The 14,749-nt window shown below is 73.6% G+C and carries 13 protein-coding genes; 10 read left to right on the forward strand and 3 right to left on the reverse strand.

The annotated features are described in order from the left end of the window. Window position 1: 1 nt before the first annotated feature. On the reverse strand, window positions 2-754 hold the full coding sequence (locus ACFYXA_RS26520; RefSeq protein WP_389037101.1) for an SLATT domain-containing protein: 753 nt from the start codon (window positions 752-754) through the stop codon (window positions 2-4). A gap of 257 nt (window positions 755-1,011) precedes the next feature. Between ACFYXA_RS26520 and ACFYXA_RS26525 the strand changes: the two genes are divergently transcribed. The 7 genes from ACFYXA_RS26525 to ACFYXA_RS26555 all read left to right on the forward strand — a co-directional run bounded on the left by ACFYXA_RS26525 (window position 1,012) and on the right by ACFYXA_RS26555 (window position 7,675). After that, a complete protein-coding gene (locus ACFYXA_RS26525; RefSeq protein ID WP_130438585.1) occupies window positions 1,012-1,356 on the forward strand; it encodes a YbaB/EbfC family nucleoid-associated protein in 345 nt (114 codons plus the stop codon). An 85-nt stretch (window positions 1,357-1,441) separates the two neighbouring features. Further along, window positions 1,442-2,041, forward strand: coding sequence for a recombination mediator RecR (gene recR / locus ACFYXA_RS26530; protein WP_130438583.1), 600 nt, complete (start codon window positions 1,442-1,444; stop codon window positions 2,039-2,041). Beyond that, window positions 2,034-2,684, forward strand: a complete 651-nt coding sequence (locus ACFYXA_RS26535; protein ID WP_352244773.1) for a DUF5063 domain-containing protein — start codon at window positions 2,034-2,036, stop codon at window positions 2,682-2,684. The genes recR and ACFYXA_RS26535 overlap by 8 nt, the downstream gene beginning before the upstream one ends. 296 nt (window positions 2,685-2,980) lie before the next feature. Then, window positions 2,981-4,273 carry an aspartate kinase gene (locus ACFYXA_RS26540; protein WP_130438579.1) on the forward strand — a complete coding sequence of 431 codons (1,293 nt, stop codon included), beginning with the start codon at window positions 2,981-2,983 and terminating at the stop codon, window positions 4,271-4,273. Then, on the forward strand, window positions 4,273-5,340 hold the full coding sequence (locus ACFYXA_RS26545; protein WP_352244774.1) for an aspartate-semialdehyde dehydrogenase: 1,068 nt from the start codon (window positions 4,273-4,275) through the stop codon (window positions 5,338-5,340). The genes ACFYXA_RS26540 and ACFYXA_RS26545 overlap by 1 nt, the downstream gene beginning before the upstream one ends. A gap of 449 nt (window positions 5,341-5,789) precedes the next feature. Beyond that, complete coding sequence (locus ACFYXA_RS26550) at window positions 5,790-6,491, forward strand: SigE family RNA polymerase sigma factor (protein ID WP_389037108.1); 702 nt, start codon at window positions 5,790-5,792, stop codon at window positions 6,489-6,491. A gap of 137 nt (window positions 6,492-6,628) precedes the next feature. Further along, window positions 6,629-7,675, forward strand: coding sequence for a hypothetical protein (locus ACFYXA_RS26555; protein WP_352244777.1), 1,047 nt, complete (start codon window positions 6,629-6,631; stop codon window positions 7,673-7,675). On the opposite strand, the gene ACFYXA_RS26560 is transcribed toward ACFYXA_RS26555, so the two are convergent. Continuing rightward, window positions 7,645-8,469 (reverse strand): SURF1 family protein, encoded by an 825-nt coding sequence (locus tag ACFYXA_RS26560; RefSeq protein WP_389037111.1) that lies wholly within the window; start codon window positions 8,467-8,469, stop codon window positions 7,645-7,647. The genes ACFYXA_RS26555 and ACFYXA_RS26560 overlap by 31 nt on opposite strands. A 133-nt stretch (window positions 8,470-8,602) precedes the next feature. Here ACFYXA_RS26560 and ACFYXA_RS26565 point away from each other — a divergent pair, with 133 nt between their 5' ends. Beyond that, entirely contained in the window at window positions 8,603-10,417 is a 1,815-nt protein-coding gene (locus ACFYXA_RS26565; RefSeq protein ID WP_352244779.1) for a prolyl oligopeptidase family serine peptidase, read from the forward strand. Between the two features lie 353 nt (window positions 10,418-10,770). Here ACFYXA_RS26565 and ACFYXA_RS26570 read toward each other — a convergent pair whose 3' ends face one another. After that, complete coding sequence (locus tag ACFYXA_RS26570; RefSeq protein WP_389037184.1) at window positions 10,771-12,696, reverse strand: NAD-binding protein; 1,926 nt, start codon at window positions 12,694-12,696, stop codon at window positions 10,771-10,773. A 187-nt stretch (window positions 12,697-12,883) separates the two neighbouring features. Here ACFYXA_RS26570 and ACFYXA_RS26575 point away from each other — a divergent pair, with 187 nt between their 5' ends. Together ACFYXA_RS26575 and ACFYXA_RS26580 are read left to right on the forward strand one after the other, a co-directional pair. Next, window positions 12,884-13,933, forward strand: a complete 1,050-nt coding sequence (locus ACFYXA_RS26575; RefSeq protein ID WP_389037115.1) for a permease — start codon at window positions 12,884-12,886, stop codon at window positions 13,931-13,933. After that, window positions 13,930-14,646, forward strand: a complete 717-nt coding sequence (locus tag ACFYXA_RS26580) for a TIGR03943 family putative permease subunit (RefSeq protein ID WP_389037118.1) — start codon at window positions 13,930-13,932, stop codon at window positions 14,644-14,646. Before ACFYXA_RS26575 ends, ACFYXA_RS26580 begins: the two co-directional genes overlap by 4 nt. Window positions 14,647-14,749 lie beyond the last annotated feature (103 nt).

The following is a 14,749-nucleotide window of genomic DNA, read 5'->3' on the forward strand; positions in this document are numbered from 1 at the left end:
CTCAGCGCGGCTCGGGCGGCCGCTGCCGGGGCATGTTCGGCCGGGCGGCCGCCCCCGGCGGAAGCGCGGAACGACCGTGCGCGCCCCCCGCCTCCCCGCGCGCCCCTCCGAAGGACGAGGCCTGGATCCCCATCGGCGCCACCCCCGTCCGGAACTCCACCATCCACTCCGCCGTCTCCACCCGCACCAGCTCCGTGACGTCCTCGCAGAACCGCCGCAGCACGGAAAGGCACCGCTCGGCGGCCTCGGCGGCCGTCCCCTCGGCCGGCCCCAGCACCTCGCGCACGCTCTCCGACGCCCAGTCGAACTGGAGTGCCTGGAGCCGTCGCTGCACGGCCTGCGCCGTCGCCACGTCCCGCATCCATCCCGCCGTCACCCCGAAGAACCGGTCCGCCCCGGCGCACGCCGCCGCCAGCAGCAGCGCCAGGTATCCCCAGCGGGCGGCCCCGCCCAGCGCGCCGGTGACCTCCAGCAGCGGCAGCGCCGCCCCGGCCGCCGTGCCCGCCGCGGCCCCGCTCCGCAGCACCCGCGCGCTCCGCCGCTTCCAGACCCGGTCGGCGAGGTACCAGGACGCCGTCTCCAGCGCGCCCCGCTCCACCCATCGGTACAGCTCGTCGAGCCGCTCGGCGGGTTCGCCCCAGTTCCCGAGCGGGAAGGCCCGCCCGGCCAGATCGCCCGGCCGCAGCCCGGCCGCCCCGTCGCCCCGTCCGTCCTGGGGCGGGCCCTCGGGCTGCCTCTCTGGCTGCTGACCCACCCGGCACTCCCTACTGATCCCTGCTGTTCCCGTGATCCAGGCCCCTTTCCTACCGTCCGGCCGGTGCCGAAGAGGAAGGTTTCGTCGCTTTTCCGCCCGGAAGTAGGCCTTGATCAGGTAGAGGCCACACCCATGAGTCACTCGAAAGAGTGCTGGGGCGACACCCGCACAGACCACGTAGGCTCGTGCCGAGCGGGATTTCCCGCCCGAGGACAGCGGGAGACCCCCGTGACAGCCGTACGACACAGGAGCTGATCGTGATTCCCGGTGGTGGCCAGCCCAACATGCAGCAGCTGCTCCAGCAGGCCCAGAAGATGCAGCAGGACCTGGCCCAGGCCCAGGAGGAGCTGGCGGCCACGGAGGTCGACGGCCAGGCGGGCGGCGGCCTGGTGCACGCCACCGTCACCGGCGCCGGCGAACTGCGCGCGCTGAAGATCGACCCGAAGGCGGTGGACCCGGAGGACACCGAGACGCTCGCCGACCTGATCGTCGCCGCCGTCCACGCGGCCAACGAGAACGCGCAGACCCTCCAGCAGCAGAAGCTGGGTCCGCTGGCCCAGGGCCTGGGCGGCGGCAGCGGCATCCCCGGCCTGCCCTTCTGACCGTCATGGCCGCACCTCCTTCCTAGGAAGGGCGGCGGCCAACTACCGTACGTACCGCAGGGAATCCAGGAAGGACGGCAGTCCGTTGTACGAAGGCGTGGTCCAGGACCTCATCGACGAGCTGGGGCGGTTGCCCGGCGTCGGTCCCAAGAGCGCGCAGCGGATCGCCTTCCACATCCTCCAGGCGGAGCCCACGGACGTACGGCGTCTCGCGCAGGCCCTGATGGAGGTCAAGGCCAAGGTCCGCTTCTGCGCCGTCTGCGGGAACGTCGCGCAGGAGGAGCAGTGCGGCATCTGCCGTGACCCGCGCCGCGACCCGGCCGTCATCTGCGTGGTGGAGGAGCCGAAGGACGTGGTCGCCATCGAGCGGACCCGGGAGTTCCGGGGCCGCTACCACGTCCTCGGCGGCGCGATCAGCCCCATCGAGGGCGTCGGTCCGGACGACCTGCGCATCCGGGAGCTGCTGGCCCGCCTCGCGGACGGCACGGTGACCGAGCTGATCCTCGCCACCGACCCGAATCTCGAAGGCGAGGCGACGGCCACGTACCTCGCCCGCATGATCAAGCCCATGGGCCTGAAGGTCACCCGCCTGGCCAGCGGCCTCCCGGTGGGCGGTGACCTGGAATACGCGGACGAGGTGACCCTCGGCCGCGCCTTCGAGGGGAGACGACTCCTAGATGTCTGACGCCACGCTGCACGCGACCGGCCAGAACCCGGACGACTTCGCGGTCCAGATCGCGGACCAGGTCGAGAGCTTCCTGGTCGCGGTCACCGAGGTCGCCAAGGGTGACGAGCCGGCCTCGGCCGTGCCCTTCCTCCTGCTGGAGGTCTCCCAGCTGCTGCTGGCCGGCGGCCGCCTCGGCGCCCACGAGGACATCGTCCCCGACGAGCGCTACGAGCCCGATCCCGGCCCGGAGCCGGACGTCGACGAGCTGCGCGAGAACCTGGCCCGTCTCCTGGACCCGGTGGACGTCTACTCCGAGGTCTTCGACCCCTACGAGCCCCGCAAGGCCCCGGTGCCGGCCCGGATCTCCGACGACCTCACCGACGTCATCACCGACCTGCGCCACGGCATGGCGCACTACCGCGCCGGCCGCACCTCGGAGGCGCTGTGGTGGTGGCAGTTCTCCTACTTCTCCAACTGGGGCTCCACGGCCTCGGCGACCCTGCGCGCCCTGCACTCGATCCTCGCCCACGTCCGTCTCGACCAGCCGCTGGAGGAGCTGAACGGCCTGGACACCGACCAGGACATGGGCGACGACGTCCTGGAGGCCGAGGCGGGCCGGGTCATGGCGGATGAGATCGGCGACAGCCTCGGCCTGCGCTGACCGCCTCGGCCCGCTGGGCAGCAGTCCGCGGGCGAAGCCGAGCGGCCCGTGGGCGAAGCCCTCAACCTGCCCTGAGTAGCCTCCCGGCGGCCCCCCAAACTGCTTGATACTTAATTCACAGCCATCACTTCGTCTTGAGTGGGCAGGGGTGGTCCTGACGGGCGACCGGCCCCGGCCTCGCGGTGTGTCTCACCATGCGATACCAGGGGGGCCGCATACGGACGCTCGTTAAACTGAGCCGACCCGCAGTACGAGGGTGTATGTGCGGACAGAGACAAACTGAGCGAGGAGCGCACGTGGGCCTTGTCGTGCAGAAGTACGGAGGCTCCTCCGTAGCCGATGCCGAGGGCATCAAGCGCGTCGCCAAGCGGATCGTGGAAGCCAAGAAGAACGGCCACCAGGTGGTGGCCGTGGTTTCCGCGATGGGCGACACGACGGACGAGCTGATCGATCTCGCCGAGCAGGTATCCCCGATCCCTGCCGGACGCGAGCTCGACATGCTGCTGACCGCCGGAGAGCGGATCTCGATGGCCCTGCTGGCCATGGCGATCAAGAACCTGGGCCACAGCGCCCAGTCGTTCACCGGCAGCCAGGCAGGTGTCATCACCGACTCGGTCCACAACAAAGCCCGGATCATCGACGTGACCCCGGGCCGGATCCGTGACTCGCTCGACGCGGGCAACATCGCCATCGTCGCCGGGTTCCAGGGTGTCAGCCAGGACAGCAAGGACATCACCACCCTCGGCCGCGGTGGCTCCGACACCACCGCCGTGGCCCTCGCGGCCGCTCTCGACGCCGAGGTGTGCGAGATCTACACCGACGTCGACGGCGTGTTCACCGCCGACCCGCGCGTGGTCAAGAAGGCGCGGAAGATCGACTGGATCGCCTTCGAGGACATGCTCGAACTGGCGGCGTCCGGCTCCAAGGTGCTGCTCCACCGCTGTGTGGAGTACGCCCGCCGGTACAACATCCCGATCCACGTCCGCTCGTCCTTCAGCGGACTCCCGGGCACGTGGGTCAGCAGCGAGCCGGTCGACCGGAAGACACAGCAGCAAGGGGAAAAGCAGGTGGAGCAGGCCATCATCTCCGGTGTCGCGCACGACACCTCCGAGGCCAAGGTCACGGTCGTCGGCGTCCCGGACAAGCCGGGCGAGGCCGCGGCGATCTTCCGCGCGATCTCCGACGCCGAGATCAACATCGACATGATCGTGCAGAACGTGTCGGCCGCCTCCACGGGCCTGACCGACATCTCCTTCACCCTCCCCAAGGCCGAGGGCCGCAAGGCCATCGACGCCCTGGAGAAGAGCAAGGCCGGCATCGGCTTCGACTCGCTGCGCTACGACGACCAGATCGGCAAGATCTCCCTCGTCGGCGCCGGCATGAAGACCAACCCGGGCGTCACGGCCGACTTCTTCAAGGCGCTGTCCGACGCGGGCGTCAACATCGAGCTCATCTCGACCTCCGAGATCCGCATCTCGGTCGTCACCCGCGCCGACGACGTGCCGGAGGCCGTGCGCGCCGTGCACAGCGCCTTCGGTCTGGACTCCGACAGCGACGAGGCCGTCGTCTACGGGGGCACCGGACGCTGATGACGGTCCTTCGCGCGACCGCGCGCCCGACGCTGGCGGTCGTGGGAGCGACCGGCGCCGTGGGCACGGTCATGCTGCAGATCCTGTCCCAGCGCGCCGACGTCTGGGGCGAGATCCGTCTGATCGCCTCGCCGCGCTCGGCCGGCCGCAAGCTGGCCGTGCGCGGTGAGCTGGTCGAGGTGGCGGCGCTCACCGAGGAGGCCTTCGACGGCGTCGACGTCGCGATGTTCGACGTGCCGGACGAGGTCGCCGAGCGGTGGGCGCCGGTCGCCGCCGCCAGGGGCGCGGTCGTGGTCGACAACTCCGGGGCCTTCCGGATGGACCCGGAGGTGCCCTTGGTCGTCCCCGAGGTCAACCCGCACGCGGTGCGGGCCCGGCCGCGCGGGATCGTGTCCAACCCCAACTGCACGACCCTGTCGATGATCGTCGCGCTGGGCGCGCTGCACGCCGAGTTCGGCCTGCGCGAGCTCGTGGTGTCGTCGTACCAGGCGGTCAGCGGGGCGGGCCGGGCCGGCGTGGAGGCGCTGCGGCAGCAGCTGTCCATGGTGGCCGGCACGGAACTGGGCACCAGCCCCGGTGACGTACGGCGGGCCGTGGGCGATCTGAGGGGGCCGTTCCCCGAGCCGGTCGCGCTGAACGTGGTGCCGTGGGCGGGATCGCTGCGCGAGGACGGCTGGTCCTCGGAGGAGATGAAGGTGCGGGACGAGTCCCGCAAGATCCTCGGCCTGCCGAAGCTGCCCGTCGCGGTGACCTGCGTGCGGGTGCCGGTGGTCACGGTGCACTCCCTCACCGTGCACGCCCGCTTCCAGGACGAGGTCACCGTCGACCGCGCGCGCGAGATCCTCGCCACCGCGCCCGGCGTGGTGCTGTGCGACAACCCGGCCGCCGGGGAGTTCCCCACCCCCGCCGACGTGGTGGGCACCGACCCGACCTGGGTGGGCCGGGTGCGCAGGGCGCTGGACGACCCCACGGCCCTGGAGCTCTTCGTGTGCGGGGACAACCTGCGCAAGGGAGCCGCCCTCAACACGGTGCAGATCGCGGAACTGGTGGCCGCGGAACCGTCCTGAGACACCGGCACAGCCAGGAAAAGCGCTGGCCAGAGCTTGACGGGTCGATAGCATTCGCGGGCGCGGATGTGATCCGGTCGACGGTCAGGATCACTTGTACCGGGCACCTTTGCCGCTGAGTATGGAAAAAGACGATTTCCCTCCCCGTCCCCCGCAACCGAGCGGGGGGCGGGGAGCGTCTTTGCGATCACCCTTCCGGGTGCGTGGCTGTGACCCCTCAGGGGTGTGTAGGTGTGTGTGGTCCCGGCGTGGGGACGCCGTGATCAGGGCGTGGGGACGCCCGTTCATATGGGATACAGGGGAAGAGCGGGACGCATGAGGGCATGTGAGACGCCGTCAGTGGTGCTGCCGGGTGCGCGACGCGGGTGCGGGACGCCGGCGGAGGAAACACACCCTGATGCCGTGGCCGGGGCGTACAACCATCGAGGGCGCGAGCGTGTCCAACTGACGTGGCAGAGGTACTCGACTTCCCTGTGGCGGCGCGCGCCGCGGTCCTGCGACCGCCCCGCGCCGTCCTGCGCCCCCGCCCGCCCGGCGGGCGCGGCGGCATGCCGGTGATCGCGCCCATGCCCGCAGCGCGGCCCGCCCCCGTCCCCGGCCCGTCCGGACCCCAGGGCGGCGTCGAGTACTCCGAGGCCGTCGCGGACGTCGCGGCCGCGGGCACCACGGTCGACCACCTCACCGAGACCTACCGGGCCCACTACCGATCCCTGCTCGGTCTCGCCGCCCTCCTCCTCGACGACACCGCCTCCTGCGAGGACGTCGTCCAGGAGGCCTTCATCCGCGTCCACTCCGCGCGCAAACGCGTCCGCGACCCGGAGAAGACCCTGGCCTACCTGCGCCAGACGGTCGTCAACCTCTCCCGCTCCGCCCTGCGCCGCCGCATCCTCGGACTGAAGCTCCTGTCCAAGCCGATGCCGGACATGGCCAGCGCCGAGGAGGGCGCGTACGACCAGCTGGAGCGCGACTCCCTCATGAAGGCGATGAAGGGCCTCCAGCGCCGCCAGCGCGAGGTGCTGGTGCTGCGCTACTTCGCCGACATGACCGAGGCGCAGGTCGCCGAGACCCTCGGGATATCGCTGGGCTCCGTCAAGGCCTACGGCTCCCGCGGCATCGCCGCCCTGCGCGTCGCCATGCAGGAGCCGGCGTGAGCGGCCAGGGGGAGCCGGACCCACACCTGCGGCACGAGCCGGACGCGTCGACCGGGCGGCAGGACGAGCCGGCCCGGCCGCCGCACGGGCGGCCACACACGCAACAGCCGAAGCAATCGCACGCTGGGAACGCAACCGTGAACCACCACCTCGACGACCAGGGCCCCGACGGGCTCGACTCGGACGAGCTGGCACTGCGCCGCTTGCTCCACCAGGCGGTCCAGGAGATGGAACCGCGCGACGGGGCGCTGGACCACCTGCGGCGGGCCGTGCCCGTCCGCAGGGCCCGCAAGCGTCAGGCCGCCGTCGGCATCGCCGCCGCCGCACTCTTCGTCGTCACCGCCGTCCCGGCCGCCCTGCACGTGTCGAACTCCGACGACTCCGAGGCCAACCCCGCGATCGCCGGCCAGGCCTCCCGCACCCAGGACGACGACGGCGCGAGCAAGCTCCCCGACGGCGGCGTCTCGGGCACGGCCCACGCAGCCGACGGCAGCCCCGGCCAGAAGGACGAGGACACCGGCAAGGGCGACGAACAGGACAAGGAGACCGGCAGCGCGACCGGCGCCACCGCCGGCGCCGGCCCCTCCTCCTCAGGCGAGGCCACCGCCCCCGCCTGCACGGCCTCCCAGCTCGGCTCCGCCACCGCCGGCGTCGACGCCCCCGACGCGACCGGCGTGGTCTACGGCGGCTTCCACATCGTCAACGTCTCCGACCACGGCTGCACCGTCGGCGGCGCGGTGTCCCTGACGCCCACCGCCCAGGGCGCCGCCGACCCCGCGAAGATCAGCGTCGCCGAGTACGCCGCCGGCGGCCAGGCCCCCCAGCTGCCCGGGCCCTCCCGCTACGCCTCCGGGCTGACCCTCGCCCCGGGCGCGGCGTACGACGTGCGGTTCGCCTGGGTCCCCGCCGAGACCTGCCCCACCCCGGGCGGCGGCACCGGCGGCGACACGGGCGGCGGCGGCACGGCCTCGCCCGACCCCAGCCCGAGCGAGCAGAACAGCGGCACGGCCTCGGCCGGCGCCGGCGAGGGCACGGCCCCGCAGCTGCTCGTCGAGGACGGCACGGCCGACGGCAGCGTCGTGGTGACGTACACCGCCGAGGGCGGCGGCCCGAGCGTCTCGGCGACGGTGGCGAACGCCTGCGCGGGCACGGTCTACCGGACGGGCGTGCTGGCGTCCTCCTGAGCGGCTGGGTCCGCGCCGGCCGGCGCCCGGTCGTCCCGCGGGGCGATCCCGAGCGCCGCGTCGCGCGCGAACTCCACCTCGCGGCGCACCAGCCGGAACCACATGAACACCACGAACCCGGCGAACACGAACCACTCGCCGGTGTACCCGAGGTTCTGGAACGCCTTCAGGTCCAGCCCCGTGCCCGCCGGCGCGGTCGCCGGCACCGCCTTCGTCCCCGGGGCGGCGGTGTCGAGGGTCACCCAGGCGTCGTACAGGTCGTAGGAGACCAGGTTGACCAGGGAGGCCGCGCTGATCGCGGCCGTCTGCCCGGCCGGCAGGCCCCCGCGCGCGCTCACGCCGTTGTCGCCGGGCGTCTCGGACGCCTGGAGCGCACCGGTGACGGTGACCTGGCCCGCGGGCGGCGCCGGGGCCTTCGCCGCGTCGGCGGCGCCGGGCAGCCAGCCGCGCACCACGGGCAGCGCCCTGCCGCCGTCGGTCCGCAGCAGCGTCAGCACGTAGAAGCCCTGCCGGCCGTCCAGCTCGCGGTCGGGCACCAGCAACTGCTCGCCGTACCGGCCGGTCGCGGTGACCCGCTTGCCGGAGGTCGCCTTGTCCACGGGCAGCATCTCCGCGAGCGGCCGCGGCGCCTCCTTGCGGGCGGACGCCACCTGCGCCTCGGCGGTGCGCTGGTCGTCGACGCGCGACTCGAACCGGCTCAGCTGCCAGGACCCCATGAAGACGCAGAAGGGGATTGCCAGCAGCACGAAGACGTTGATCCCCCACCAGCGGGGCGTCAGCAGAAACCGGTACACGCCCTCAACGGTACGGGGCAAGCGCGGTGCGGCGGCCCGCGGGGTGTGGACGAACGGCGGGTCGTGGGCAAAGTTGTCCACAGGCTGGGGGCCGCGGGGATTACTTGCCGCTCCGAGCAGGCAGTATGGGGCCATGACTGAGAGCAAGGGGTCCGCCGCGCCGCAGCGGCACGAGGAGACGCCGGACTGGGAGAGGCGCTTCAGGGCGCCCCGTGTGTCGCTGCCCGACTGGGCCGAGGACGCGCCGGACCGCTCCCTGTTCGTGTCGAACGCGACGGGGACGTACGAGCTGTACGCGTGGGACCGGTCGACGGGCGAGCGCCGCCAGGCGACGAACCGGGCGAACGGCACCACGGACGGCGTGCTCTCCCCGGACGGTGCCTGGATCTGGTGGTTCGACGACAAGGACGGCGACGAGTTCGGCGTCTGGCGCCGCCAGCCCTTCGAGGGCGGCGAGGACGAGCTGGCCACCCCCGGCCTGGACCCCTCCTACCCCGCGGGCCTGGCCCTGGGCCGCGACGGTCGCACGGCGGTCGTGGGCCGCTCCACCGACGAGGACGGCACCACGATCCACGTGGCCCGCGTCGGCGAGCCCCCGTTCGAGCTGTACCGCCACCGCGAGTCGGCAGGCGTGGGCGACCTCTCCCACGACGGCTCGCTCATCGCGATCGAGCACACCGAGCACGGCGACGCCATGCACTCCGCGCTGCGCGTCCTGCGCCCGGACGGCACGACGGTCGCCGAGCTCGACGACACCCGGGGCGGCACCGAGGAACTGGGCCTGGAGGTGCTGGGCTTCGCCCCGGTCGACGGCGACACCCGGCTGCTGATCGGCCACCAGCGCAGGGGCCGCTGGGAGCCGATGGTGTGGGACGTGGCGACCGGCGAGGAGAGCGACCTCGCCCTGGACCTGCCGGGCGACGTCAGCGCCGAGTGGTACCCGGACGGCTCGGGCCTCCTCGTCGCGCACAGCTTCGAGGCGCGCAGCGAACTGTTCCGCTACGACCTGGCCCGCCGCGAGCTGGAGCGGGTGCCGACCCCGCCGGGCACAGTGTCCGGGGCGACGGCCCGCCCCGACGGCAGCGTGGAGTACCTCTGGTCCTGCGCCGCCCAGCCGCCCGCGGTGCGCTCCACGAGCGGCGGGGTGGTCCTCGACCCGCCCGGGCCGAAGTCGCCGGGTTCGGTGCCGGTGGAGGACGTGTGGGTGGAGGGCCCCGGCGGCCGGATCCACGCCCTGGTCCAGAAGCCGGCGGGCGCGACCGGCCCGCTGCCGACCGTCTTCGACATCCACGGCGGCCCCACCTGGCACGACAGCGACTCCTTCGCGGCGGCCCCGGCGGCCTGGGTGGACCACGGCTACGCCGTGATCCGCGTCAACTACCGCGGCTCGACCGGGTACGGCCGGGCCTGGACCGACGCGCTGAAGCACCGGGTCGGGCTGATCGAGCTGGAGGACATCGCCGCCGTCCGCGAGTGGGCGGTCTCCTCGGGCCTCGCCGACCCGGAGCGCCTGATCCTCACCGGCGGCTCCTGGGGCGGCTACCTCACCCTGCTGGGCCTCGGCGTCCAGCCCGACGCGTGGGCGCTCGGCATCGCGGCGGTCCCGGTCGCCGACTACGTCACGGCCTACCACGACGAGATGGAGGCCCTGAAGGCGATGGACCGCACGCTGCTCGGCGGCACCCCGGAGGAGGTCCCGGAACGCTTCGCGGCCTCGTCGCCCCTGACGTACGTCGACGACGTCAAGGCGCCGGTCTACATCTCCGCCGGCGTCAACGACCCCCGCTGCCCGATCCGCCAGATCGACAACTACGTCAAACGCCTGGAGTCCCGCGGCGCCCCCCACGAGGTCTACCGCTACGACGCGGGCCACGGCTCCCTGGTGGTCGACGAACGCATCAAACAGGTCCGCCTGGAACTCGAATTCGCCCAGAAGCACCTGCGATAACGAACGAGGGCCGGGCCTCGGCCGGGCCCCCGCAGTTGCGGGCCCAGCGGCACCCCCCCCGCCGCAGCTGCGGGCAGTCCTGCCGCCGGGGCCGCACGGTCGGGCGCAGCGGCACGCCCCCCGTAGCTGCGGGCGCAGCGGCACGTCCCCCCCCCCGCCGTAGCTGCGGGCAGTCGTGCCGCTGGGGCGGCACGGGTGGGCGCAGCGGCACCCGCCAGCGCGGCCGAGCGACACCCGCCCCCGGCCCACCCCAGCCCGGCCGCACAACCACCCCGCCTAACCCCGGCCGCACAACCACCCCGCTCCACCCCAGCCCAGCCGCACAACCACCCCGCCCAACCCGGCCGCACAACCTACCGCCGCCCCCGCCGCCCCAACAGCTCCGCCAACCCCCGCCGAGTAGCCGCCAACACCACCCGATCCACCCCCCGCAGCACATACGACTCGGGCAGATCCCACACCAGCCCCCCGTCCTCCCCCCGGTCCAGCGCCAGCACCCGCCAGTACCCCGCCCGAAACGCCGCCCCCACCGACTTCCCCGCCAACTGCGCATGCCCCGCGACCTCCAGCGAGGCGAACAGCAACACCCGCCGCTCCACCGGAATCGCCCCCAGGATCTGCCGCCCCATCATCGCCCCCGCGAAGGACGGGGCGGACAGGTGCGACACACTGCGGCTCCGCGTCAACGCCTGCGGATGCGCCGCCCGCAGCGTGCGGTACACCGCCGTCGCGAAGTCGTCGTCGTACAGCCGCAGCACCACCCGCAGATCCGGCCGCAACGACCGCGCGTACAGAGCCGCCTCGAGATTCGTCGTGTCCGAGCTGGTCACCGCGAGCAGCGCGTGCGCGCGGCCGATCCTCGCCGCCTCCAGCACCCCCTCCTGCGTGACGTCCCCCAGCACCACCGGCACCCGCAGCCGCCGCGCCACCGCGAGCCCGCGCGCCTCCGGCGCCGCCTCGACGCACACCACCGGGATGTCCAGCTCCCGCAGCCGCGTCAGCACCCGCGTGCCGATCTTCCCCAGTCCGAGCAGCACGACGTGCCCGCCCATCCCCCGGGGCGGCCGCCGCAACGCCCCCGCCCCGCGGAACGTCCCCAGCGCCTCCAGCACCGCGGCCAGCAGCACCGGCAGCAACAGCAACCCCATCAGCCCCGACAGGAGTTGCAGCACCTGCCGTTCGGTGGACGCCCCGATCGCCGGGTCGTTGATCGAGAACAGGTCCAGCAGCGTCAGATAGACCGCCCCCAGCGGATGGATCCCGGTCACCACCCACAACGCCACCGCGAGCGCGACCACGCACGCCACCAGCCCGGCGAGCGACCAGCGCAACCGCCGTGAGAACAGGGAGGCGAACGGCGCCACCACCGCGACGCCCCGACCGCCGGGCGTCCCGCCCCCGGCCGCGTACGACACCTGCTCCAGCACCACGCTGCCCCGCCCCCGCGTGGCGGCCACCGTCGCCGCGTCCGGCAGCAGCAGCGGCCCCTGCTCCCCGCTGGCCTCCGAACCGTCCGCGAAGGAAGGGTCGTTGTTCGTCGCGGACAGCAACGCGAGCGTGGCGGGCCCGGAACCGGCCGGACCGCCGGCGGGATTTGCGGACTGCCCGGGCCGGGGCGGGGGCCGTTCGACGGCCCGCAGCATGAGCCGGTCCGTCTGGACGACCTTCGTGGTGCCGGCGACGGCGGTCGCGGCGAGCGCGGGCGCGGCGGTGTCGGCGTCGGACAGCACGGTGGTCGAGGCCTCCGCCGCGCCACCGCCCCCGCTGTCCCCGTCTCCGTCGCCGCCCACCGCCAACGCGGCTGCCTGATCGAGGAGTTCCTCTATGTGCTGGCCCAACCGCCGGTTGAACAGCCGCAGGACGAGCCGCAGCCGGGGGTTGAGCCGGCGGGCGGTGAGGGCGGCGCGGATGTTCGTCTCGTCGTCGTCGTACACGAGCGCCAGCGCGGCGGCCCGTTCCACCCCGGCCTCGGCGAGCACGGCCTCGGTCGGCTCCTCGGCCTCCAACACCTGCCGCACACCGCCGGTTTCACCCCCACCGCCACCGCCACCCGCGCCCGGCCCCGCCGCAGCTCCGCCGCCGTTGCCCGACGCCCGGTTCACGGCCGCGCTCACCACCCGGTCGAGCAGCGCCGCGGACACCGCACGGGCCCGCCCGACCACCGGCGGCCGTACCGTACGCTCGGAGGGCGGTACGACGAGGGTGACCTGCTCCTCGTAGACCCCCCGCAACTCGGCGGCCAGCCGGTGCGCGAGACCGTCGTCCCCGCACACCACCATGTGCCCGCCGGCGCCGCCCCGCGGCGCACCCTGATCCGGAACGCTCCCCACGAGGGAGAAGACTGCCTCACCGGGACGGGTGGTTCCAGGCGGCCGCTGAACAAGCGGACCCGCGCGGCCGTATGGGACGGGCGGGGGACCAGCAGGGCAGGGCGACAGCGCGAGGGAACCCGGAGGTGCCCCACCCGTGGCCATCAGCAGAGCGACGGCTCCCCACCAGGGGGAAGCGGCGGCGCGTCCCGACGACGACGCGGACGCCGACGCCGGCACGACCGGCCGTGAACCCCGCCCCCGGCTCACCTCCCCCCTCGCCCTCACCCTCCTGCTGATCCTGACGGTGCTGCTCCAGAGCCCGCTGCGACGCGCGCTGGCCGCGCCGGTGATGCAGAGCTGGACGACGGTCTTCGTGGCGGTGGTGATCCAGGCGCTGCCGTTCCTCGTCCTGGGCGTCCTGCTGTCGGCGGCCATCGCGATCTACGTCCCCCCGTCGTTCTTCGCCCGCGCCCTGCCCCGCAGCCCCGCCCTCGCGGTCCCGGTGGCCGGCGTGGCGGGCGCGGTCCTGCCCGGCTGCGAGTGCGCGTCCGTACCGGTCGCCGGCGCCCTGGTCCGCCGGGGCGTCACCCCCGCCGCGGCCCTCGCCTTCCTGCTCTCCGCCCCCGCGATCAACCCGATCGTGCTGACGGCGACCGCCGTGGCCTTCCCGCGCGACCCCGAGATGGTGCTGGCCCGGTTCGCGGCGAGCCTCGCCGTGGCCTGCGCGATGGGCTGGCTCTGGCACCGGCTGGGCCGCACGGACTGGCTCCGCCCGCCCGCGCACCCGCCGCACGTGGGCCGCACCAAGGGCGCGGCGTTCTGGGACGCGGTCCGGCACGACGTGACGCACGCCGGCGGCTTCCTCGTCGTGGGCGCGATGGCGGCGGCGACGCTGAAGGCGGTCGCCCCGGAGAGCTGGCTGCGCACCGCCGCGGACAATCCCCTCGTCGCGATCCTCGCGCTGGCCGTGCTGGCCGTGGTCCTGTCCATCTGCTCGGAGGCGGACGCGTTCGTCGCGGCGTCCCTGACGCAGTTCTCGCTGACGGCCCGCCTCGCCTTCCTGGTCGTCGGCCCGATGATCGACCTGAAGCTGTTCGCGATGCAGGCGGGCACCTTCGGCCGGGGCTTCGCCCTGCGCTTCGCCCCGGCGACGTTCGTCCTCGCGGTGGCGGGGGCGGCACTGACCGGGGCGGTGCTCCTGTGAACCGCCTGGCCCAGTCGGCCGTCCTCTTCCTCCTCGGCGCGACCCTCCTGCACGCCGGCGCCACCGACCTCTACCTCCGCTACGTCAAGGCGGGCCTGCAACCCCTCCTCCTCGCCTCGGGCGCGGTCCTGGTGGCGACGGCCCTGGCCACGGCCTGGTACGAACGAGGCCGGCAGCGCGGCGCGGAACACACCGGTGCCGGCCACCGCGAACCCCGGATCGCCTGGCTGCTGCTCCTGCCCCTCCTCGCCCTGATCCTGGTCGCCCCGCCCGCCCTCGGCTCCTACAGCGCCACCCGCACCGGCACGGCCCTCCAGGAACCCCCCGCCTACGCGGCCCTCCCGCCCACCGGCCCCCTGCGCCTGAGCGTGGTCGACTACGCGACCCGCGCCGCGTACGACCACGGCCGCACCCTCACCGGCCGGCGCATCGAGATCACCGGCTTCCTCGTCCTGGACGCCGACGGCACGCCGTACCTCGTCCGCATGGCCCTCAACTGCTGCGCGGCCGACGCCCAGCCCGTCAAGATCGGCCTCACCGGCCGCATCCCGCCGGTCCTCCAGCCGGACACCTGGCTGCGCGTCACCGGCGTGTACACCCCCCGCCAGAGCCGGGACCCGGTCAACGACGGCCCGATCCCCTGGTTCGAGGCGACGACGGTGACCCCCACGCCACAGCCCCGGGACCCGTACGACGAGTCGTGGAACAACTGACGCGACCAGGCGCGCGATTGCGGGCGCGGGGAGTCGCGGAACCGCGGATGTGACGCCTCGTCACACGGCTGTGACATGGATCGGACTGTTCCGCGGCGGACGA

Origin of the sequence: Streptomyces sp. NPDC002566, from assembly GCF_042889585.1 — a bacterium.
GTDB lineage: Bacteria > Actinomycetota > Actinomycetes > Streptomycetales > Streptomycetaceae > Streptomyces.